The sequence below is a fragment of the Streptococcus sp. genome (assembly GCF_030825805.1).
GTDB lineage: Bacteria > Bacillota > Bacilli > Lactobacillales > Streptococcaceae > Streptococcus.
This window is the reverse complement of record NZ_JAPJPF010000012.1, coordinates 20,209-40,152: the sequence shown is the minus strand read 5'-3', so window position 1 is coordinate 40,152 and position 19,944 is coordinate 20,209. Positions and strand designations below refer to the sequence as shown.

Sequence of the window (19,944 nt, the reverse complement as noted above, 5' to 3'; positions counted from 1 at the left end):
TGCTCGACAATCCAAAGACAATTGAGAGGCTAGGACTTTTGTCCCAGCCTCTTCTGTAACCGCTTATAACTCGGTTCGATTTTCAATAGCTCGAAGAAGGGTCACTTCGTCCGCATACTCGATATCGGCTCCGACAGCTAATCCACGCGCCAAACGGGTCACTTTGATGCCAGCTGGTTTGAGGACGCGTGAGATATACATAGAAGTCGCTTCACCATCTGCAGTTGCATTGGTCGCCACAATGACTTCTTGGACCTCATGATCCATTAATCGTGTAATCAAGGACTTGAGGTTAATATCATCCGGTCCAACCCCATTCATGGGCGAAATCAAGCCATGGAGGACATGATAGCGACCGTGGTACTCCTGGATATTTTCCATGGCTGAAACATCTCGGCTATCTTCTACCACTAAAATGGTCGATGGATCACGAGACTCATCTCGACAAATGGCACAATCTTCTTCATCTGTCAGGTTTCCACAGATGGAGCAATAGCCTAATTCCCGCTTTGCTGATAAGAGATTTTTTGCAAACTCATTGACATCATCATCACTCATTCCAATGGTATAAAAGGCCAGACGAGTTGCCGTCTTGATCCCAATACCAGGGAGCTTCGAATAACTTTCAATTAATTTAGCGATGGGAGTTGGATAAAGCATAGCTTCCTTTCTAATTCATAGGGTGTTTTTGCTGGTAGAGATTGATAATTTCTCTCGTAATATTATGACTGACGGTCGCTTGGAGATTGGTATTATGTGGGAAGACCACTGCAACGGCAATCTGAGGATTATCAGACGGTGCATAGGCCACCACATTGGTATTAATGGCTGGGGTTCCGCCATTTACAAAGGTTTCCGCTGTTCCTGTTTTGGCACTGATCGAAACTGCAGCCCCTTCTCCAACAGCCTTCCCTGTTGTTAAACCACTAGTTCCATTTGCCACTTGATAAAAACCTTGTTTGATCAAGGAGAGATTTTCAGGAGTAAGTGCGACTTGGTTGAGCTCTTTGGTAGGGATCTCTTCCTTCAGTGGTCCCAAGCCTCCTTTTGCATCATTCTCATAGACCCCTTGAACTAGGTGAGGGGCTACCCGTTTCCCATCATTGGCGATGGTTGCGACATATTGAGCTAATTGCATCGGGGTATAATTATCAAACTGTCCAAAGGCATCGCTCAAGTAATTTCCGACTGAAAACTCTTTTGGAACAAACCCTGTTGATTCATTTGGAAGATCAATTCCCGTTGGAGCTCCAAGTCCATAAGAGGCAAAGGTAGACCGTAGTTTTTCCATAGCAGGATCCAACTGATCTGTCTTTAAAAGCATATTCGGGTGGTAAGGTTGCCCCATAAGATTAAGAGCCACCTGTACCATGTAGGTGTTGGAGGAATATTCGAGGGCTTGAACTGCATCAATCTCTCGGCTTCCAAATTGAGTAAACCAAGAGGTCAAAGGAGCAGAACCAGCAAATACAATCGGTTGATCCACCAAAACCTGATTCCCAGAAATGGCACCATTCTCCCAACCAGCAGTCAGAGTGGCTGCCTTGACCACTGACCCTGGAACAAAGACATTGGTCACTGTCCCCAAGGCATCTGCAGTGAGATCTTGCGAACCTGCTTCATGCTTCATCCCAGCCATGGCCAAAATTTTTCCTGTTTTCGGATCCATGGCGACTGCATAGACCCCTTCAGAGTAGGTCGCATTGCCAGCAGCTAATTCTGCTTGGAAGGATTTCTTCAAGATTTCCTCGACCCCTTTTTGAAAATCGAGATCAATGGAGAGTTTGATATTCTTCCCCTTGCTTCCTTTGGAAAGAGTTTTGATCTTTTCTACATTTCCATTCTTATCCAAATGGATTTCTTTTTCAACGCGTTTCCCTTGGAGCACTGCTTCATATTCTTTTTCCAGATAGGAGGTACCGACCCGATCATTGAGTGCATAACCTTTTTTCACATAGTCATCTACTTCTTCAGCAGGTAAGCCCGCTTGTTCTGTAGAGACACTTCCAATAATAGAAGCCAAGGGTGTATCAGCAACCTTTCGGTCCCATCCTGTAATCACTTCGAATCCTGGAAATTCTTTCAGATGGTCCCTGACCGAAGTGACCTGTTCCTCAGACATAGGATCTGTTACAATGGTTGCGCTGGCAAAATTCTCGACGGCATTCATTTGGCTAAAAAGATAGATTGCCTTCTTTTCCTCATCCGTATACCCCAATTTGGCCGGGTCAATACTGTCCACCGCATATTGGTAGATTTTCGCTTCTGGGAGAGGATTCCCGTCAGTATCAATACGGTGCTCTTTTGGAAGCTTGGACACTACCTCTTGATAGACGTCCGTATTAGCCAGATAAAAATCAACTTCTTGGCGCTTGGTAACCTGAGGATTTGAAACCTCCACATAACTCAGAAGAGCCTGAGCTGTCTGACGCATTTGAGCAGCTGTAAATTTGTTGCTACGGGTAAAAGACAAGACCTGCTTGTCCACATTTTCGACCAAGGGTTTGCCAGATGCATCATAGATTTGCCCTCGCAAACTACCTCTTGTCAAATGTTTTTTAGTGGCTTTGGCTAATTTTTGCGTATAAAATTCTTGATGAGTGATTTGCATATAGCCCAGACGAGCAATCAAAATCAAAAAGAGGGTACATACAATACTAAATAAAAGATACAATCTTCTGGTGATCCAACGATTATCAAATTTTCTCACTCTAACTTGCGCTTTTTTCGGACGCTTAGATTTTCGAGCCATACCTCTCCTTTCCATCCTATTCGAATCCCACTGCATCCAATCTGAAAACACCTCCTTCGAAAAAGAAGGCTGTTTTCAAAAAGAAGCAAAGGGAATTTCTTATTTAAAACTCAACCTCCATTATAGCACATTTCGTTAGGTCGCGAGCTGTTGGGAACGAGAAAAAGCAAAATTCACACCTAGTATTTCTGATAGAGAATCACATAGACATTCAACTTCTTTTTGTGAAGCTGGGTAAGGATACATTCGACTGAAAAATCATAAGCAACATTTCTTTGTTTACTAAAGTGTCGTAGCTTTCTTCAAATCATCTCGAACAGGAGACTGGACATTTTTTGGTATAATAGAAACATCGAAAAAGTTAGTAAAGGAAACGATATGAAACTGATCTCATGGAATATTGACTCACTGAATGCCGCATTGACGAGTGACTCTGCACGCGCGAAGCTCTCACAAGACGTCCTCCTCACCTTGGTTACAGAAGATGCGGATATCATTGCCATTCAGGAAACAAAATTATCTGCTAAAGGACCAACAAAAAAACACTTAGAGGTCTTAGCAGAACTTTTCCCTGGTTATGAAAACACCTGGCGCTCCTCTGTAGAACCAGCCCGAAAAGGCTATGCAGGAACCATGTTCCTCTACAAAAAAGAATTGACACCAACAGTAACCTTCCCAGAAATCGGTGCTCCTTCTACTATGGACGTCGAAGGTCGAATCATTACCCTTGAATTTGATGACTTCTTTGTGACCCAGGTCTATACTCCGAATGCTGGAGATGGGCTCAAACGCTTGGAAGAACGCCAAATCTGGGATGCCAAATATGCAGACTACTTGGCAGAACTAGACCAGCAAAAGCCTGTCCTGGCAACAGGAGACTACAACGTAGCCCACAAGGAAATCGACTTGGCCAATCCAGCCAGCAACCGTCGTTCCCCAGGCTTTACTGATGAAGAGCGTGCTGGCTTTACTAACTTGCTAGCCAAAGGGTTCACTGATACCTTCCGCCACTTGCATGGGGACCTTCCAGATCAATATACTTGGTGGGCACAACGTAGCAAGACATCTAAAATCAACAACACAGGCTGGAGAATTGACTACTGGCTCACTTCTAACCGCATTGCGGACAAGGTGACTAAGTCAGCTATGATTGACTCAGGAGCTCGTCAAGACCATACACCAATTGTAATGGAGATTAATCTCTAAGGAGGAAACAATGGACTATCAAGCTGTCATCCCTGAATTTGTCGTATCGGATATTGAGAAATCGCGTCGCTTCTACTGCGACTTGTTGGGATTCTCTGTCCAATACGAGCGTCCAGAGGAAAAATTTCTCTTCCTTTCGCTTGAAGACTGTCAGCTAATGCTAGAAGAAGGCAAGGAGGAAGAATTAGCCCAACTGACCTATCCTTTCGGTCGCGGTATCAATATCTCCTTTGGTATCAAGGATGTCCCACAACTCCACCAAAAATTGCTGGAAGCTAACTATCCCATCCATCGCCCGCTGATACAAAGAAAATTTCGAGTCGGAGATAGCTTTATCTATCCCCAGGAATTTGCGATTTTGGATCCAGATGGTTATTTCTTAAGATTTAGCGAATAAGAAAAAGGAGGCTCTTGGCCTCTTTTTCAGTAGGTAACTATCCATTGACAGGCTTGTAAATCTATAGTCAAAAACAGTTGCTAAACCCTATGAAATCAACATGTCAAAGAACTTTGATAGCCCTTTTTTATAAAATTGAGTAGAATGAAATCAGGAAGCGAGGAAATCTTATGCAAGTCGGAAAACAAATCCAGCACTATCGTAAAGAGAAAAACTTATCTCAAGACGAATTAGCTGAAATCATCTTTGTCAGCCGTCAATCCATTTCCAACTGGGAACGCGGCGCAACCTATCCTGATATTCAAAACCTGCTCTTACTAAGTAAGGTCTTTGAAGTGTCATTGGACAAACTAGTCAAAGGAGATTTGGAAACCATGAAACAAATTATTCACGACCAAGAATTTATGCGCTATCAAAAAGATGAAGTGGTCTTTAGCTTACTGCTAATTGGCAGTCCTATCATCAGCACTCCCCTCATTCTTTATTTGGATGGATACGGCATCGCTATTAGTTGCTTGATTCTTGCTGTCGATATATTCTACGCCCTACGCATTGAAAAATTCAAGAAAAAGCATAATCTTCGTACTTATCGCCAGCTTGTCGCCTATGAACAAGGACGCAGTCTGAGCGAGATTGAAGAAGCTGAAGAAAGGGGTAAAGATCCCTACCAAAGAATCCTCATTCCTATTCTATTTGTCCTTGGAATTGGCGCTATTACTCTACTGATTTCTTGGCTCTTACTTACTTTCTTCCCTATCAAATAAAAGCGAAGTCATTAGACCTCGCTTTTTAACTGTCTTTAAAGTTATAGAGTTGCGGATAGTGATCACACTCGGGATTTTTAGGGTGGCAAATGGCCCGTCCAAAATAGATCATGGCCTGATGAGCTGGGAGCCAGCGCTCAGGTGGAAGAACATCCATCACTCGTTTTTCAACTTCTAATGGTGTTGCTGATTTCTTGACGATGTCATGGTGCTTGCAAATCCGCTCTACATGGGTATCAACAGCAAAAGCTGGTATACCAAAGCCTACACTCATGACCACATTGGCTGTTTTCCGTCCGACTCCGGCTAAGCTCTCTAATTCTTCACGAGTCTGTGGGACGTGGCCATCAAAGTTATCCAACAATTGTTGGGCACATTTTTTGAGAAATTTAGCCTTATTGCGATAGAGGCCTAATTTGGAAATATGCTTGGCAATGTCGGCTTCACTGGCGACCGCCATGTCCTGAGGAGTTGGGAAAGCTTCAAACAAAGCGGGCGTTGCCTTATTGACCGCTGCGTCCGTCGTCTGAGCAGAGAGCATGACCGCTACTAATAATTCAAAATGGTTGCGAAAATCCAAACTTGGCTGAGCATCTGGAAAGAGGGCGATAATTTCTTCAATCACATGTCGTGCCCGTTTTTTTGATAAAACCATAACGTCTCCTTTGCATTACTAGACTTTATTATAGCATGAAGTCCGTCTATTTCTGAAGGAATCAGCTTTAGAAAAGGAAGTAGGACAGAATGAAATTTAAATGATATTCATTCTGTCCCACTTCCTATTTATATTAGAGGCGCCTTAACTCTATTGTTTGTTTTACACCAATCTCTTCAAGAAAGAAATCAATGTTTGAGCAGAGCGTTCGCCAGCCTCTACGATAAATTCATCAAAAGAGATATTGGCTGCGTGATCTGCCGTATCACTCATAGCCCGAATGACCATGAAAGGACGCCCAGCTGCATGAGCGGCTTGGGCAATAGCCGCTCCTTCCATCTCAACTGCCAATACTTCTGGGAAATGTTCCCGAATTGCTGCGACTTTTTCTTCACTCGCGATAAAGCTATCTCCTGTTGTAATCAAGCCAACATGTGTGGTTGCAGCTTCTTCTTCCAGAACTTTTTTCATCTCTGAAACAAAATAGCGGCTGGATTCAAAGTAAAGTGGTTGACCTGCCATTTGACCATACTTATAGCCAAAGGCTGTCACATCCACATCATGATAGGCCAATTTGTCGGCAAGGACGATATCCCCAACGGCCATCCCTGGGGCAACAGCACCTGCAGAACCCGTATTGATAATGGCTTCCACTTTAAAATCATTGGCCAAGACTGCTACACTCATAGCAGACATGACCTTGCCGATACCACTTTCCACCAAGACCACTTCATGGCGACCAATCGATCCTGTATAGTAGACTTTTCCTAAGCGAAGATGTTTCTCTCCGTTCTGCAAAGCTTCCACTAAGATTTTTAACTCTTGTGGCATGGCCGCAATGATTCCAATTTTCATAATCGTCACTCCTTTGGTAGACGCTCCTTATAAGCGCCAAATTGCAAGAATTAACAAGATGAGGAGCAGGATGACCCAAAATAAAATCTTATTTAATTTTGATTGAAAAACCTCATCCTTTTGGTTTTCAATCCGACGGCTCTTGGTCACTGTAGGTTGGACTCTGATCGGAATGGTCTCCTGAGGATAGGAGGTTCCTCGTCCACCATCTACTTCTCTTGAGGTCACCGGCCGTTCATAACCAAAGCCTCTGTTTCCTGTCGGGAGAATTTTTGTCTCTTCCTCATCAAAGAGCGGGGGACCAGAGATCTCTTCTCCCCGGTTAGCCCGCTCAATCATTTCATCTGTTAATAAAGGTTTGCCCATGGGTTTCTCCTCTATTCTTTATTTGTTTTGTAGGTGTTTCCAGTATTGAATTGCCATAATGGTTTTAGCATCGCAGATATCACCCGTTTGGATCAAGCCCTCAGCTTCTGCTAAAGTCACCTCAAAGAGCTCCAAGGTCTCATCTGCATCTTGAGGGCGAGGATTTTCCACTTTTTTCAAATTGGTCGCAAGATAGAGTTTGATCCGCTCGTTGCAAAAACCAATGGCAGAATAAAAATCATACAACAACTCTAGATCCGCTGTGTAACCAATTTCTTCTTCCAATTCACGCAAAGCAGCTGCTTGGGGATCCGCATTTTCACCCTTTTCCAACTTGCCTGCTGGGATCTCTACAGAAGTTCTCTCGATCGCCTTGCGGTACTGCTTGACCAAAATGGTCTTGCCCTCATCTGTGATCGGTAAAACCGCTACTGCTCCATTATGAAAAATCAAATCACGCTGTGCTTGACCTTTCCCATCTGGCAGTTCCACTTGATCTGTGACTACTTGGAAAATCGGTCCTTGATAAATCTCCTTGCGATCAATGGTTTTTTCTTCAAATTGCATGAAAATCTCCTATTTATTCTTAGGATGGTGAGGAAGGCGAGTCGCGTACTCATCCTTATTGACTTGACGGCCACGACCAATCGCAATCGCATCCGCTGGCACATCCTTGGTAATGGTAGATCCAGCACCGACTAGGGAATTGTCGCCTAACTCAACTGGTGCAATGATGGTTGAATTAGAGCCAACAAAGACATTGTTTCCAATAAGGGTCTTGTATTTATTCTTTCCATCATAGTTGACGGTGATAGTCCCCGCACCAAAGTTAACGTTGCTACCGACTTGGCAGTTGCCAATGTAGGTCAGATGACCAGCTTTGGTATTTTCGCCAATAGACGAACCTTTGACTTCAACATAGTTTCCAATATGGACATCTTTTGCCAAGCTAGATCCTGGACGAATATGAGCGTAAGGTCCCACTGTCACACCATCGGCTACTGCGCTCTCTTCAATCATAGAGTTAGTAATAACGACACCTCCCCCAATTTCACTGTCCACAATATAGGTTCCATTTGTTAAGACTGTCTCAGCCCCAATTTTTGTGTGCCCTTTAAGGGTAACATTGGCTTCGATTTGTACCTCTGATGCGATTTCGACATCGATATCGATATAGGTCGCATCAGGGTTAACAAAGCTCACTCCATTCACCATGTGGGCTTGGTTAATACGGCGACGCATGATACCTTCTGCTGTCGCAAGGGCCACGCGGTCGTTAACCCCAAGACTTTCATCAAAGTCTTTGAGCGTATAGGCTCCAACTTTCTCTCCTGCTTCTCGGAAGATCCCAATCACATCTGTGATATAGTATTCACCTTGAGCATTGTTGGTGTTGATATTCTTCAAAGCTTCAAAGAGGCGGGCATTGTCAAAAACATAAGTCCCTGTATTGATTTCTTTGATTTGCTTTTCAAAATCTGTCGCATCTTTTTGCTCGACGATTCGAAGCACTTCCGCATTATCATTACGGACAATCCGACCATAGCCAAATGGATTAGCCGCTTCGGCTGTCAAAATCGTTGCCACATTCTTGTGATTGATATGGAAGTCGATCAAGTATTTGAGGCTTTCACCCGTAATCAAAGGAGTATCTCCTGCAATGACGAGGGTGTGACCTTCAAGACCTTCCAAAACTGGCTCCGCCATCATAACTGCATGGCCAGTTCCCAATTGTTCGGTTTGTTTAACAAACTCTGTTTGTCCCGCTAAGACTTGCTCTACCAATTCCGCCTTGTGGCCCACAACCGTCACAGTCTTTTCAGGTGAGATGGCTCCAACACTACGGAAAACATGTTCCAACATGGAGATCCCTGCAACCTTGTGAAGAACCTTAGGCAAATCTGATTTCATACGGGTACCTTTTCCCGCTGCTAAAATAATGGCATAATTTGGCATATACATTCTCTTTTCTGTACAATATCGCTTACATTATACCATTTTTTGGCCGATTTGAAAAATTGACGTAGATCAAAAAACTCTCCTAAAAGGAGAGCATGTTCTATAATGGATAAACTTTGCGAAATTCTTCTAAAACCACCTTGCTGTCAGGTGTAAACGTCAGTCCTGCTTCCTCCAGCCACTCCGTGAAAAACTCCTCATGAACCTGACGCCAATAGGCTAAGGATTTGTCCCCCTCACCTTCCTTGTAGGCATGGTCGGCTGACACATGATGAAAAGGTTGAACAGAAACCTTGGTAATTTCGACAATACAGACAGCTTGATCTTGACTGTCTAAAACGACATCAAAGGTCCCTTCTTGGGGAAGGGGTTCGTCCTCTACTGCGTAAAGATCGTAAGCTGAGGCAGTTGCTGTTTTTTCGCCTTTAAAGACCAGTTCCGCTAAAAGGTCTGGTTCCACTCCAAAAGCCCAGGCATCTATCTGATCTCCGATAGAGGGGTTAATTTGCTTGTAGGCATTCCACATTTCTTGCGGTGTCATGGGTTCTCCTTTGTAATTTTTTACTTTCTTCTTTTATATGTTTAAGATGGTCTGGATGGTCAATTTCTAAATCAAAAATCTCTGGAATAGAGCTGTAATGGAGAATACATTCGATACCCATCTGATTCATTTTTTGTATGAAAGAAGTATTCAGATAGCCTGCTACAGCAAAATCAATCTTGTTCTTCCTTGCTTTATCCTGCATCTGTCTCAACATATCTAACATAATTGGACTTTCCATATCATGCCATTGACTGTTTCTCACAGTCGCAAAAATAAAAGAAGTTAAATCATTCATTCCAACTACAATCTTTGAAATACCAGTTTCCAGTATCCTGTCCAAGTCGAAATAAGCTGATGGTAATTCAATCATCGTGCCGACTTTCCCGGTAAAACCATACTGACGCAATACTGTAATAGCTTGTTTTAATTGTTCGGCATCATTGACAAAAGGAAAAATAACAGACAGATTGGGATTGGTTTGAAAAACTTCTGTAACAACATTTGTCTCAGCCTGAAATTCATCTGGACACGCCAACAAACGCCTGATACCTCTGTATCCAAATAAGGGGTGGCGTTCGTCAAAATACTCTTTAGTCCCGTCTAGAATATTTGTTTCTGCATTTGTTAACTCTGAAAAGCGATACCAGACTTCTTCATCTGAGTACAAATGACAAATAGTGTCTAGATAATCTTTCACAAATTGCTGACAATTTGGTAATAGTATGTTTTGGTTTATTTCTCTCAACAAGTATTCCCCACGAATCAAGCCGACGTGGTGCAATAAATGGGGATAAACTTTTTCAACAATTTTTTCGCCACTAAGAGCTAGCTGGTTTTTCATAGCCATTCACCTCGTCTTAAAAGATACAATATTAGATATCATTATATGACACTTTCCTCTAGTTCAAAAGCTTCATAAGGTTCAACTAACTCATATCCTAAAAATTCTGCTACTTTTTTGGAAGCCTCGTTATGAGCATCCCAAAGTGGAAACATATCTCTATTTAAACTCTCTAGAATCATTGCAGCACCAAGCTTTTTAGCAAATCCATTCCCTTGTTTGTCTGGCCTAGTTGCAACTTCCACTTCAACTGCTCCGTGGTAAACTAACCCTGAGGAAATCCCAGCAATCACTTCATTGTTTTTAAGAATCACAAAGCCAAATCCACCTTTTAAAGCAAAATCTTGGTAGGACTCAAAATCCCCTTGTAAATCTTGTGACCATTCTTTCTCAGAAAGGCTGTTATAAATACGATTATCAATAGGTACAATATTGTAACCTTCCTCTATATGAGTAACTAGATCATTTAGAAATTCAACTTGAAAATTTGCCTTATCCTTAAAAGAATAGCGAGTAAAAGAAATTAACCCATCTTGCCGATGCAGAAAATTTTGCCACTTAGTGTCTTCTGAGATAATAATCTTATAATCTAAACCATTTTGCCTAACAAAATCTTCCCAAAATCTGGAATCCAACTCCCCTGTTAGGTATAGAAAATTTCAAACATCATAAAAGCTCGTTGTCCTATCACTGTTTCGATAGACAGTTCCGATTTGAGATTTAAGACCATAGAAAACCATATTTTTCTTCCATGTTTTAAATAGTTCCATTATCCCCCATCTTCACCTTCCAATTTCTATAGCTTGTCAGTTCCAATTCTGGAAATCCTCCTAACTCTGCCTTCACCTTCAATACTAAGGGTGAGGCATTTTCTTGGGTCATCTGCTCAATAGGGACCCAAACTGCATTTGCTGAATCATTGCTTCCATCAAGAATCTCCTGAGGAAGGGATTTTTGAGAACCTTCGAAATCGAGGACTATATCATAGAAGGCCATGATATGATGTACTGCGAAGTCTTGCCCTTCTTCTTGAACCAGCACATCATAAATCCTAGGATTTGAATAACGGCTAAGCGTATAGCCTGTCTCCTCCAGAACCTCTCTCTTGAGGGTTTCTGTCAGCCCCTCACCTGGTTCTTGACTACCACCCGGTAGATCAAAACGATGCTGATAAGGTCCTCTCGTTTTATCAATGCAAAGCAATTTCCCGTCTTGAAGACAGATTCCATATACACCAAAGTGATTTTTGATTTCCATATTCCACTCTTTTCTAAAAGTCAAAGATCGCTAGCTCACCTTATCCCTTAAAAGGAAAGAGGCTATAGATTTCATGTTCCTTGATATACTTCTTCAGTATCTCCATATTCTCTTCAATTTTTGCCTGAATATCTGTCTCTTTACAAGTTGACTCAACAATAAATATGAAGACATCGGTCATAAAAAGCTGTATTGAAGTCATTTTTTAACCCTCTCGCATGCAAACATGTGGTAACTCGCTTCTAAGAAGATCCCTTTGCTTTTGATTTGTTCTTCCCGTTGTTAAAAAACGAAGATGTTTCAGACTCTTCAGGTAGCTAACTGTTGTTGCGTAGTTAAAAATAGACGTATCGACAAAATCTAAAAAACGGAGCTCACTAGATGGATGGATAAAATCCAATTCTGGTAATTTTTTATTTGCCGTAAATGAAAGATAGAGCAACTGATTTAAATCTCTAATAAAATTAAAGTTAGGCAACATTACACCATAATCAAAGTGCAGATAACGCATGCCAGTATGAAAAGAAATGTTCTCTATCGTTTCCAAATTTGTCATGGAAGATATCCCTAGAGCTTTCACACAATCATTCTGGGGTAAGATGATCTTTCTTACTTTTCTAGCCCCAACTATTAAAATCTTTTCTACTTGTTCATATTTTGAAAAGTCTAGCACATCAGATTTACTTCCCATCAAGTAAATCACCCTCGTATTGCTAGGTAAAGAAAGCTGGTTAAAATCTACATCTTTCAGCATATCCTCTAGGTTTTCGACAATGTACTTTTGTCTTAATAAGCGATTGATATTGATAAATTCTTTATAAGTCAATGTTTCATCCAATAATGGTGCAATCTCTTCAATAGAATGCAGAGGCTCCATTGCCATTAGATTCTCTCTTTCAGAAAATCCTTTTTTAATGATCTCTAAATATTTATCTAAACTGGTCATTATTCACCTCTTTTCATGAATAAAATGCTTCGTTTTCTATTTTCAACATAAATCATTTTACAATGACACCCTGACTAGAAGACTAAATCATCGCTTGTCGCCAAAAGGTTAAAATCACGAGTCTTCAGAGTATTTTTTCTAAATAAACTATATCCTGCTTGCTCAATCTCGATCAAAAATGACCTTGACTCTGGCTCTACCCGAAGCGTCTAGATATTGCTCTAGTTTCGTAATAGACTCCTCTGAATCAGACAATTGAACAAACAAATCCCCATTGATGGTCATGACATCCTTTGTCGGTAAAAGCATAAGATTCTCAACGCTTGGATCATTCACAATCATTAAGGAAGGGGAATAAATACAGCTTGTAGAGAGGTCTAGATTTCCGAATCGTTCCCTTGCAGAAACAAAAATAGATTCCATCCCACCCTGGGCTTTCAGAACAAATTCCCTCTCAAAAAACGCTTCAAAACTGTCGTAGATCTCGATGACATCCATAGTAATCCCATCTAAATAATAAACTTGATGACTTTGAATGTTCCCATCCTTCAATCTATAAGCGAATTGATCTCCAATAGCAGACATACCAAAAAAATAGTAGTCTGATGCATAATCTCTCCAGACGTCTTTCCATACCTCATCCGAATTCCAGGAATCTAGCGTAATAGCTTGAGCAGAATCTGTACCAAACAAACGATAATAGCCACCATAAAATTCCAAGCCATTGGTCATGGATAGCAAATCCAGGTGAGCTTGAGGAAACTGTCTGGCTTTGAGTTTTTCTAGTTCAAGAGCTGAGGCCCCACTTTCTTGTATAACCAGATCCTCACAACATTTTAAAAAATTCTTCATTTTCATTTGCTTCTCATCTCTTCATCTTTGGCTTTAGCCAAGCATAAATTCAATAAAGTCTTTTCGATAGGCTTCAGGAAGTTGCTCCTCGATAATAGCCATGATTCCTGTTAAAAAACCTTCTTTATAGTCCGACAAGTCCTCATCAATGTAGATGTCATTCTCAAACTTGGTGATTTCTAGCTTTTTCATCTGACTATAAGTAGACAAGAAAGTAGATAAAGAGGGGCTTAAGCAATAGAGCTTGGAATTCCCAGGAATCTTGCCAAATACAGGACTAAGCTCGCTAGTTAGATCACAAAAAATTGGCTCATCCCCCATCATGTGAGCAAAAACCACATAACTCTCTTTCCAGCTAGTATCCTGCCATCCTTCTGATGCAGCTTCACATAGAGGGAGAGGAATTAGAGCAAGATCATAGGGAGCTCCTCTAAAATAAGCTTCTTCATCAAAGTCTAAATGCTGGTAAAAGTCTTTTACTTGACCAGACAAATCTAGCTTTTCGATATGGAGACAGTCACTAGTAAATACAAGCTCTCCTAAGCCCTTGTTTCTATGATAGACTTCTACAAATTCCTTCAACAAATTGAACATCATTATTAGACTCCTCTCACATTTTTGGGATTATATTTGGCTATTTTCAACTGACGATTACGTATCATTCTGACCGCTAGCGACAGCCTGAGCCCAAATTCGTTCAAATTCCTCTTGACTAATCTTGATGGAGTCTGATAGATCCAACTCATCTTTTCGACCATCATAGAGTAGAAACCCTACTTCTGGAACATAATCCTGTAGGCAAGAGGAAGCATAAGAGTTCCCATTCAAAACGTTAATTTGTCGACTTGCACGCTGACCAGTAAACTCTGTATAGATAACTCCTAGGCCTGTCATAAACTCACTATTGCCATAATAATAATATTCTTTTTCACACATTAGAATCTTCCTTTACCATTTGTCTCTCCAAGAATGGCATTCTTTCCTTTTTGCCTCTTTCATCGACTAATTCTATATTCATTTTCAATTTATAGAATCTACGGGCTCTTAGATTTATTCTCCAAGACTCTCACTTCTACTTTATCCTCCGCTAAATGGAGATCCAGTACTTTTTCCTGGTCTTGAAAGAAAAGTGTCAGGTCTCTGGTAGAAAATTCAGTAGAATAAGAGGGCAAAAAGTCATCCAAAGACTCCATTTGAAACAAGACGTAAACTGGTGAAAACTCCCAAAAAACTAGGATAAACTGACTACTATTGCCAACTAGACTTTGAATTGACCTACTTAGATCTTTAGTCGCAAGGTCAACAGGAACCTCATAAAGGCAAGGAAGCGGAGAGTCTATAGGATTCAACTCCCCAGCATACCAAGCAATTTCTTTAGGTTTATCGGTCAGAAAATGGACATCCTTAATCCCCTTCAACTGATTGATTCGTTTTTCTACTTTTAATAAAGATAATCTCTTTTTTAAGTTACTCATTGTTCTTGCTCCACCATTCTGAAACAGAAATTTTGCTCACAACCTCATTCTCTTTATCCAACAGATATAGGAAGTTACCTTTCGCTTCCAGTCTACCAAGTTTGGCCCCATAATCCATCTCGTGAGCAGAGCAGGATTGAATCAACTGACGGATGCTCTTGTCCTTGTGCTCTATCTTCCAAAACAAATCCACCTTATCCAGCTGATGCTCCACTTGAATGGAATAGGTCGTGGATTGGATCTTCTTTCTTTTCCACTCCCAGCTATTTTCGTAATCGTTTTTCTCTATTTCATTGACTACATCCTCTATCAAGGAGCATGGAATAGAGAGCTCCTCAAACACGCGCTTTACCCCTTTTAGAAAGGCCTCTAAGAGCAGCTTTTTCTGTTCCAATGGACTCGAGCTTTCATAGCTAGAAAAATCAAATAAGACCTGAACAGTATAGACGCCAAGTAGGTTCATGATAGCTGGATTGCTAATCGTATCTACACATTCTACGATGATTTTCCAACAATCCTGGGTTATAACTGGTTTGAAAAGCCGTTCTACCATAGAGGTCATACATTTGGATTCATATACGAACGCTCTTCGAAGGTCTTTCCAATTCTGTCGATAGTCCTTAATTCTAGCTTCCTCGTAAGTTAGCGTAGCTGAGTCCATCAGCTCCTCAATCCTCTGTTGATTTTCCACATAGGGCTTATCTAATTCAAAATACTGTAACTTCATATTCGTGGTCTCGTAGTTTTTTTCTTGTAGAAAGGTCTAGCCTTAGGTCAAGGTCTAATATTTGTGCTCTTCCTTCACTTTTTCCCATAGTTGTGGTGTCCCTCCTAGCAATGGAGGATTGTTTGATCATCCAGAATCTCCGCAAATAAGCTAAGAATACATCTTTAAGTATCAATCTTCACAGGACCAATCTCAGCAATTCTAACTAGGTCAGAAGAACCCGATAACATCACATCATTTTGGTTTATAAAATTGAATTCAACCTTATTCTCTAAAAAGAGCAGTTCCAGTTGTCCCTTCACCTTATGAATCCCCTTAGAATAAAAATGGATTTCATCTAAATTAAAAAATTCTAAATTAATTTTTATGGCATTAAATGCACTTTTCTGCCACTTTTCAGGGAAGTTAGTTGGGAAATCAAATACATAAAGGACAAGATCTAATTTGTAATCGTAACATAACACAGTATCAAGAAAAACATTCTTCAAGTCCAAATCACCATCAAACAAATGAATAATCTTTTCCTTCCCCACTGCTTTTTCAAACCATTTCACAAGATGAACTCCTTTTTAAAAATGAATATAAGTCTTCTTTTTAAGATTCATTGTTTCCCTCTTTAAGGAGATGGTAACTTCTCTCTTTAAGTAGATCTTAGAATAGCCTAATCCTCCTGCCGTCCTTTCCTTTGGATACATCCTCAATGATTGTATTTATATGTACTTCATTAAATTGACGGGAAAAGTCTACAATTTTCTGGCGATTCTGTTCTGGATATAGATAAGATGCAGCCAAAATGAACATAAACGGAGAGATTGTTCCTCTTATATTTTCCAAATAAACATCCTTGGTGATAAAGGTCATGATCTTCTCAAAATCATCATCTTTCAGCACAATCTTTCTCATATAGAGTGCTGCACAAGCACCTGCAGCTTGCAATAAGTTATTCGATTCCAAGGACTCATAAACAAAAGACAAGTTCTCTGTTTCTAAATTTTCTAGATAAGCAATCGCTACTGCTAGAGAGCGATAGGTTACAGGGGTTAGGATGTCTCTCAGCAGTAATGACTTGAGATAGGGGACTTCTTCTGTGCAATCCGTTGCAGCCATGGCGTAGAGCAAGTACATTTGTGATTCCCATGATTTAGGCTTTTCCATCTCCCCTTCCAAGGCCTGATGCAAGAATGGTCCATATCCTTTTAGTCTGCCTCTTAAAATTTTTTTCGCTGCCTTTTTTACCAAGGGCGTTCGTCCTGAAGTTAACTCATCTACATAGTCCATCTCAAACTCCTTTATTTCCTCTGCTTGCCAGTTCTTCTTCCAAGATTCTGTTATAAACTATACTTCCGACACAGGCTTCCCAGTCCAGCTCCTCAACTTCTTCCCTAGAAAAAATCTTAGGTTCTATCCTACCATCTAGCCAGACCTTCCCAAAGTGAGGACCATTTGGATCTCCCCACTTAAAGGCTAAATCCTTGAAATGGCTTGGATCAAAATCCGCTTGATGACCAATTATCTGCCAAAACCATACTGGACTTCGATCAAACAAGGTGTAGGAGTCTACAATGATGGGCTTACCTATAAATTGAGCACGACTTAGCTCCTCAACTGTTATAGTAGGACTTGCTTGAAAGATATCGAAAAATTGAATGACATGACCAACATTCACTTTTCCAAGGATTTGACCAAATACAAACATTTCCTCCGAAAATTGATAGCAAAAAATATCACCAATTTTAATAAATCGAAGTTTTGTTCTTGGCTTTTCATTCCACTCACGAATCTTTATCTGGGGCAATTTTTTCTCCATAATTAATTCCTACTGCTCTTTATTTAAGATATGAAAGAGATCATCTCTTAGAACGATTCCATCATCTTCTATCAAATAGGCCATGTGCTCCCAGAAAGGAACTTCTTGTTCAAGGGGCTTTTCTAAGGCAAGTACTTGATCCTTCAAGTTTGCTGCAATCTCTTCGACTTCATCTTGCTCAATCTCATAAAACTTTGCTTTCAAAAGAAAGATGCTTGATAGAAAGAGCGAATAAGAGGAAACAAAAGTATGTAAGGAAGAATTGACATAAACTCTATCTTCTTGAAAAATTTCCCTTCCTTCTTGATTGCAAAGTAAGAAGACCTGCCCCTGTTCTCTAATCACAAAGGCACCTAAAAAACACTGGCCAAAAAGCCTATAGCTCTCCTGATTTTTCCTTAGTTCGACTAGTTCATTAGCTAGTTTGACAAAAGAAAATCCCATTTTGGAATAATCCTCTAAATATGCCAAAAGGTTGAAACGGGCTTCATCCAAACTAAATGGTTCCTCCTCTGTAGGCACCACACAAAAGCCGTGCTCCTTCACTAATTCATTGATATTGACTGTCATTTTTCTCCTTATCACTATCAGTCATTGAATACCATTTCTCTAATCGGCCTAGCTAATCATCAAAAGGCATAAAGCTATCATGTTGCTGATAATAATTTAAAGCATCGACCAAGTCTTGGGGACTTGCATCTGGCTTTTCCTCAAGTGCGACTGCAAGAACATCAATCAACTGCTCTCCATAGTAGACTAGTTGCAGATCTTGCTCCGCTACATCCGTCGGGTAGACATCAGAGTCTTCCACGACATCCGGATAATCGGATACCCAATAGAGCCTAGCTAGTGCCAGTTCTCCATCTTCCTTGCCATAGAGGCAAAAATCATCTGATACTAATTGATCTACGCGCACCTGCTCAATTATCTGCTCTAGTGAAAGTTCTTGATGTTTTCGCATCCCGTCTCCTTTTTAATCTCACTCTTCAACAAAAGAGTTCAAAAATTCCTCAAAAGAAGCCCATAGACCGTAGATCTCAGCTTTTTCTTCTAAGACATAGAAATAAACCTTGCCATAATCCTCTGCCCTTAGAGAAAGAGCATAATTGCCAGAACCAGGATCATAGGCGAAATGAAGAAGGTCTGTTGCCTTAAATCCCTCAGGTACCACCTCATCGTCAAACCAGGTAAGTGACTTCTTGATCTCCTCCAGTGAATCAAAGGAATTGAAAGGAAAGAGATGACGGTCATCGTGGACACCCCTTACTTGGGGCTGACCACCGTTGTACTTGAGATAAAGATCCTTCATGGCTTCCGGCAATTTCTTTCCAAGAATCTCCTCAAATTGTAAAAAATCTTCGCTTGAAATCGCTGGATCTGTGTCTGTTAATACTAGCATCCCGTCTCCTTTTGAGTCTCTCTTCCCAAAGGCTTTTTTTATTTGACCTCCATATTACAGGTCCCTTTTAGGCTATCATACCATAAGATTCCTTTTCCATAAAGCTAAAATAGAAAATGAGCCCAGCGGTTCTACTAGACTCATTTCATTCTTATTATTTTACTTTTTTCAGCCCTTACTTCAAACTCCAACCACCATCAATGGTCAAGATTTGCCCTTGCATGGCAGACGCCTTCCCACTAGCCAAAAAGAGGCTGACTTCGGCTACTTCCTCTGGCTCAATCCAGCGCTTGATCGGCGTCTCACTGGCTACCCAGTCAGCCAAGCCACCTGGTTCAAAATCCGCTGCGGTCATGCCTGTTTTGACGGCTCCTGGTGCGATGCCAAAAACCTGAATCCCAGCTTCTGCATAATCCAGGGCCAACTGCTTGGTAAAACCTGCTAGAGCATGCTTGGAGGAAGTATAAGCGTGACCGCCACCTCCCGCTAGGCTAGAAGCAATGGAGCACATATTGATGATGATCCCTTGCTTTTTCTCCAACATTTGAGTCAGATAATGCCGTGTCAGCTCTACCGGAGTCACATAGTTGATCTCAAAGATCTCCTGAATCTCTTGAGCGCTTTGCTCAAGGAGTGGTTTGTAATCATCCAAAACTCCAGCTGTATTGCACAAGACATCGACCTCTGGACACCAATCAAAAATCGGCGTCAAATCAAGAGTCAAGTCCCGCTGCAAGAAGTGAACATCACCCGACAACTGGGGATCCGCTCCCTGGTCCACTCCATAGACCTGGTAGCCCTTTTCAAGAAAGAGGCGAGCTTGAGCCAGACCAATCCCTGAACTCACTCCCGTGATCAATACACGTCTAGTCATGCACTTCTACCCAATCTGTCGCTAAGACATCACAAGGTGTCGGACTCCACATAGAGAAGCCTTCACCTTCACCAGAAACGTTAATGAGGAAATAAGGGGTCACTTCCAGAGCCACTCCATTTTGCTCGATGGTATCAAACAGCTGGACATAGTTCTCTGCACCACCCCAACCAGTACGTACATATTTCTTTTTTGCCTTTAGTCCAGGCAAGATTTCTTCAAATGTCATGATCTTCTCCTTTGCTTCATACTCCCTTTCATTATAACA

Annotated in this window: 27 protein-coding genes and 1 pseudogene; 3 read left to right on the top strand and 25 right to left on the bottom strand. The window is 41.2% G+C overall.

What is annotated here, in order from left to right:
- Positions 1–63: 63 nt before the first annotated feature.
- Positions 64–660 carry a recombination mediator RecR gene (gene recR / locus RCH62_RS03265; RefSeq protein WP_135781943.1) on the bottom strand — a complete coding sequence of 199 codons (597 nt, stop codon included), beginning with the start codon at positions 658–660 and terminating at the stop codon, positions 64–66.
- 10 nt (positions 661–670) lie between these two features.
- On the bottom strand, positions 671–2,752 hold the full coding sequence (gene pbp2b, locus RCH62_RS03260; protein ID WP_135781942.1) for a penicillin-binding protein PBP2B: 2,082 nt from the start codon (positions 2,750–2,752) through the stop codon (positions 671–673).
- Between the two features lie 378 nt (positions 2,753–3,130).
- Here pbp2b and RCH62_RS03255 point away from each other — a divergent pair, with 378 nt between their 5' ends.
- From RCH62_RS03255 to RCH62_RS03245, 3 genes are all read left to right on the top strand, one after another.
- A complete protein-coding gene (locus tag RCH62_RS03255; RefSeq protein WP_195563529.1) occupies positions 3,131–3,958 on the top strand; it encodes an exodeoxyribonuclease III in 828 nt (275 codons plus the stop codon).
- A gap of 10 nt (positions 3,959–3,968) precedes the next feature.
- The gene (locus RCH62_RS03250) at positions 3,969–4,355 is read left to right on the top strand and encodes a VOC family protein (protein WP_195563530.1); all 387 of its coding nucleotides are present in this window, start codon (positions 3,969–3,971) and stop codon (positions 4,353–4,355) included.
- Positions 4,356–4,525: 170 nt separating this feature from the next.
- The gene (locus tag RCH62_RS03245) at positions 4,526–5,119 is read left to right on the top strand and encodes a helix-turn-helix domain-containing protein (RefSeq protein ID WP_306474619.1); all 594 of its coding nucleotides are present in this window, start codon (positions 4,526–4,528) and stop codon (positions 5,117–5,119) included.
- 25 nt (positions 5,120–5,144) lie between these two features.
- On the opposite strand, the gene nth is transcribed toward RCH62_RS03245, so the two are convergent.
- The 23 genes and pseudogenes from nth to RCH62_RS03130 all read right to left on the bottom strand — a co-directional run bounded on the left by nth (position 5,145) and on the right by RCH62_RS03130 (position 19,905).
- The gene (gene nth / locus RCH62_RS03240) at positions 5,145–5,774 is read right to left on the bottom strand and encodes an endonuclease III (protein ID WP_125329646.1); all 630 of its coding nucleotides are present in this window, start codon (positions 5,772–5,774) and stop codon (positions 5,145–5,147) included.
- Positions 5,775–5,936: 162 nt separating this feature from the next.
- Positions 5,937–6,629, bottom strand: coding sequence for a 5'-methylthioadenosine/adenosylhomocysteine nucleosidase (locus RCH62_RS03235; protein WP_125329647.1), 693 nt, complete (start codon positions 6,627–6,629; stop codon positions 5,937–5,939).
- Between the two features lie 27 nt (positions 6,630–6,656).
- Positions 6,657–6,995 carry a cell wall synthase accessory phosphoprotein MacP gene (gene macP, locus RCH62_RS03230; RefSeq protein ID WP_125329648.1) on the bottom strand — a complete coding sequence of 113 codons (339 nt, stop codon included), beginning with the start codon at positions 6,993–6,995 and terminating at the stop codon, positions 6,657–6,659.
- Between the two features lie 18 nt (positions 6,996–7,013).
- Complete coding sequence (locus RCH62_RS03225) at positions 7,014–7,562, bottom strand: NUDIX hydrolase (RefSeq protein WP_125329649.1); 549 nt, start codon at positions 7,560–7,562, stop codon at positions 7,014–7,016.
- Between the two features lie 9 nt (positions 7,563–7,571).
- A complete protein-coding gene (gene glmU, locus RCH62_RS03220; RefSeq protein WP_306474618.1) occupies positions 7,572–8,951 on the bottom strand; it encodes a bifunctional UDP-N-acetylglucosamine diphosphorylase/glucosamine-1-phosphate N-acetyltransferase GlmU in 1,380 nt (459 codons plus the stop codon).
- Positions 8,952–9,054: 103 nt separating this feature from the next.
- Positions 9,055–9,495 carry an ASCH domain-containing protein gene (locus RCH62_RS03215; protein ID WP_306474617.1) on the bottom strand — a complete coding sequence of 147 codons (441 nt, stop codon included), beginning with the start codon at positions 9,493–9,495 and terminating at the stop codon, positions 9,055–9,057.
- Positions 9,455–10,339: a putative PEP-binding protein gene (locus RCH62_RS03210; RefSeq protein ID WP_306474616.1), complete on the bottom strand. Its 885-nt coding sequence runs from the start codon at positions 10,337–10,339 to the stop codon at positions 9,455–9,457. The genes RCH62_RS03215 and RCH62_RS03210 overlap by 41 nt, the downstream gene beginning before the upstream one ends.
- Positions 10,340–10,380: 41 nt before the next feature.
- Positions 10,381–11,109 (bottom strand): annotated as a pseudogene (locus RCH62_RS03205) (GNAT family N-acetyltransferase).
- On the bottom strand, positions 11,096–11,596 hold the full coding sequence (locus tag RCH62_RS03200) for an NUDIX hydrolase (protein WP_306474615.1): 501 nt from the start codon (positions 11,594–11,596) through the stop codon (positions 11,096–11,098). The pseudogene RCH62_RS03205 and the gene RCH62_RS03200 overlap by 14 nt, the downstream one beginning before the upstream one ends.
- A gap of 205 nt (positions 11,597–11,801) precedes the next feature.
- On the bottom strand, positions 11,802–12,542 hold the full coding sequence (locus RCH62_RS03195; protein ID WP_048789719.1) for a hypothetical protein: 741 nt from the start codon (positions 12,540–12,542) through the stop codon (positions 11,802–11,804).
- 162 nt (positions 12,543–12,704) lie between these two features.
- Positions 12,705–13,400, bottom strand: coding sequence for an SMI1/KNR4 family protein (locus RCH62_RS03190; protein ID WP_306474614.1), 696 nt, complete (start codon positions 13,398–13,400; stop codon positions 12,705–12,707).
- A gap of 27 nt (positions 13,401–13,427) precedes the next feature.
- Entirely contained in the window at positions 13,428–13,991 is a 564-nt protein-coding gene (locus RCH62_RS03185) for a hypothetical protein (protein WP_154858631.1), read from the bottom strand.
- 54 nt (positions 13,992–14,045) lie between these two features.
- On the bottom strand, positions 14,046–14,330 hold the full coding sequence (locus RCH62_RS03180) for a hypothetical protein (RefSeq protein ID WP_045615175.1): 285 nt from the start codon (positions 14,328–14,330) through the stop codon (positions 14,046–14,048).
- Positions 14,331–14,428: 98 nt separating this feature from the next.
- The gene (locus RCH62_RS03175; protein WP_154858633.1) at positions 14,429–14,869 is read right to left on the bottom strand and encodes a hypothetical protein; all 441 of its coding nucleotides are present in this window, start codon (positions 14,867–14,869) and stop codon (positions 14,429–14,431) included.
- Positions 14,862–15,422: a hypothetical protein gene (locus tag RCH62_RS03170; protein ID WP_306474613.1), complete on the bottom strand. Its 561-nt coding sequence runs from the start codon at positions 15,420–15,422 to the stop codon at positions 14,862–14,864. Before RCH62_RS03170 ends, RCH62_RS03175 begins: the two co-directional genes overlap by 8 nt.
- 338 nt (positions 15,423–15,760) lie before the next feature.
- Entirely contained in the window at positions 15,761–16,150 is a 390-nt protein-coding gene (locus tag RCH62_RS03165; RefSeq protein ID WP_238656055.1) for an Imm50 family immunity protein, read from the bottom strand.
- A 97-nt stretch (positions 16,151–16,247) separates the two neighbouring features.
- Positions 16,248–16,874: a hypothetical protein gene (locus RCH62_RS03160; RefSeq protein ID WP_238656053.1), complete on the bottom strand. Its 627-nt coding sequence runs from the start codon at positions 16,872–16,874 to the stop codon at positions 16,248–16,250.
- Position 16,875: 1 nt separating this feature from the next.
- Entirely contained in the window at positions 16,876–17,403 is a 528-nt protein-coding gene (locus tag RCH62_RS03155) for an Imm26 family immunity protein (RefSeq protein ID WP_306474612.1), read from the bottom strand.
- A 9-nt stretch (positions 17,404–17,412) separates the two neighbouring features.
- Positions 17,413–17,973: an SUKH-4 family immunity protein gene (locus tag RCH62_RS03150; RefSeq protein ID WP_195550117.1), complete on the bottom strand. Its 561-nt coding sequence runs from the start codon at positions 17,971–17,973 to the stop codon at positions 17,413–17,415.
- 52 nt (positions 17,974–18,025) lie between these two features.
- The gene (locus RCH62_RS03145; RefSeq protein WP_195550116.1) at positions 18,026–18,364 is read right to left on the bottom strand and encodes a hypothetical protein; all 339 of its coding nucleotides are present in this window, start codon (positions 18,362–18,364) and stop codon (positions 18,026–18,028) included.
- An 18-nt stretch (positions 18,365–18,382) separates the two neighbouring features.
- Positions 18,383–18,802 carry an SMI1/KNR4 family protein gene (locus RCH62_RS03140; RefSeq protein WP_195550115.1) on the bottom strand — a complete coding sequence of 140 codons (420 nt, stop codon included), beginning with the start codon at positions 18,800–18,802 and terminating at the stop codon, positions 18,383–18,385.
- Between the two features lie 175 nt (positions 18,803–18,977).
- Positions 18,978–19,676: a 3-oxoacyl-ACP reductase gene (locus RCH62_RS03135; RefSeq protein WP_306474611.1), complete on the bottom strand. Its 699-nt coding sequence runs from the start codon at positions 19,674–19,676 to the stop codon at positions 18,978–18,980.
- Positions 19,669–19,905, bottom strand: coding sequence for a DUF2829 domain-containing protein (locus RCH62_RS03130; protein WP_000141913.1), 237 nt, complete (start codon positions 19,903–19,905; stop codon positions 19,669–19,671). The genes RCH62_RS03135 and RCH62_RS03130 overlap by 8 nt, the downstream gene beginning before the upstream one ends.
- Positions 19,906–19,944: the final 39 nt, after the last annotated feature.

Bases quoted from the DNA above. Each gene is read 5' to 3' on its own strand.
- recR (WP_135781943.1), bottom strand. From the start codon at position 660: ATGCTTTATCCAACTCCCATCGCTAAATTAATTGAAAGTTATTCGAAG.
- pbp2b (WP_135781942.1), bottom strand. From the start codon at position 2,752: ATGGCTCGAAAATCTAAGCGTCCGAAAAAAGCGCAAGTTAGAGTGAGA.
- RCH62_RS03255 (WP_195563529.1), top strand. From the start codon at position 3,131: ATGAAACTGATCTCATGGAATATTGACTCACTGAATGCCGCATTGACG.
- RCH62_RS03250 (WP_195563530.1), top strand. From the start codon at position 3,969: ATGGACTATCAAGCTGTCATCCCTGAATTTGTCGTATCGGATATTGAG.
- RCH62_RS03245 (WP_306474619.1), top strand. From the start codon at position 4,526: ATGCAAGTCGGAAAACAAATCCAGCACTATCGTAAAGAGAAAAACTTA.
- nth (WP_125329646.1), bottom strand. From the start codon at position 5,774: ATGGTTTTATCAAAAAAACGGGCACGACATGTGATTGAAGAAATTATC.
- RCH62_RS03235 (WP_125329647.1), bottom strand. From the start codon at position 6,629: ATGAAAATTGGAATCATTGCGGCCATGCCACAAGAGTTAAAAATCTTA.
- macP (WP_125329648.1), bottom strand. From the start codon at position 6,995: ATGGGCAAACCTTTATTAACAGATGAAATGATTGAGCGGGCTAACCGG.
- RCH62_RS03225 (WP_125329649.1), bottom strand. From the start codon at position 7,562: ATGCAATTTGAAGAAAAAACCATTGATCGCAAGGAGATTTATCAAGGA.
- glmU (WP_306474618.1), bottom strand. From the start codon at position 8,951: ATGCCAAATTATGCCATTATTTTAGCAGCGGGAAAAGGTACCCGTATG.
- RCH62_RS03215 (WP_306474617.1), bottom strand. From the start codon at position 9,495: ATGACACCGCAAGAAATGTGGAATGCCTACAAGCAAATTAACCCCTCT.
- RCH62_RS03210 (WP_306474616.1), bottom strand. From the start codon at position 10,339: ATGAAAAACCAGCTAGCTCTTAGTGGCGAAAAAATTGTTGAAAAAGTT.
- RCH62_RS03200 (WP_306474615.1), bottom strand. From the start codon at position 11,596: ATGGAAATCAAAAATCACTTTGGTGTATATGGAATCTGTCTTCAAGAC.
- RCH62_RS03195 (WP_048789719.1), bottom strand. From the start codon at position 12,542: ATGACCAGTTTAGATAAATATTTAGAGATCATTAAAAAAGGATTTTCT.
- RCH62_RS03190 (WP_306474614.1), bottom strand. From the start codon at position 13,400: ATGAAAATGAAGAATTTTTTAAAATGTTGTGAGGATCTGGTTATACAA.
- RCH62_RS03185 (WP_154858631.1), bottom strand. From the start codon at position 13,991: ATGATGTTCAATTTGTTGAAGGAATTTGTAGAAGTCTATCATAGAAAC.
- RCH62_RS03180 (WP_045615175.1), bottom strand. From the start codon at position 14,330: ATGTGTGAAAAAGAATATTATTATTATGGCAATAGTGAGTTTATGACA.
- RCH62_RS03175 (WP_154858633.1), bottom strand. From the start codon at position 14,869: ATGAGTAACTTAAAAAAGAGATTATCTTTATTAAAAGTAGAAAAACGA.
- RCH62_RS03170 (WP_306474613.1), bottom strand. From the start codon at position 15,422: ATGGTAGAACGGCTTTTCAAACCAGTTATAACCCAGGATTGTTGGAAA.
- RCH62_RS03160 (WP_238656053.1), bottom strand. From the start codon at position 16,874: ATGGACTATGTAGATGAGTTAACTTCAGGACGAACGCCCTTGGTAAAA.
- RCH62_RS03155 (WP_306474612.1), bottom strand. From the start codon at position 17,403: ATGGAGAAAAAATTGCCCCAGATAAAGATTCGTGAGTGGAATGAAAAG.
- RCH62_RS03150 (WP_195550117.1), bottom strand. From the start codon at position 17,973: ATGACAGTCAATATCAATGAATTAGTGAAGGAGCACGGCTTTTGTGTG.
- RCH62_RS03145 (WP_195550116.1), bottom strand. From the start codon at position 18,364: ATGCGAAAACATCAAGAACTTTCACTAGAGCAGATAATTGAGCAGGTG.
- RCH62_RS03140 (WP_195550115.1), bottom strand. From the start codon at position 18,802: ATGCTAGTATTAACAGACACAGATCCAGCGATTTCAAGCGAAGATTTT.
- RCH62_RS03135 (WP_306474611.1), bottom strand. From the start codon at position 19,676: ATGACTAGACGTGTATTGATCACGGGAGTGAGTTCAGGGATTGGTCTG.
- RCH62_RS03130 (WP_000141913.1), bottom strand. From the start codon at position 19,905: ATGACATTTGAAGAAATCTTGCCTGGACTAAAGGCAAAAAAGAAATAT.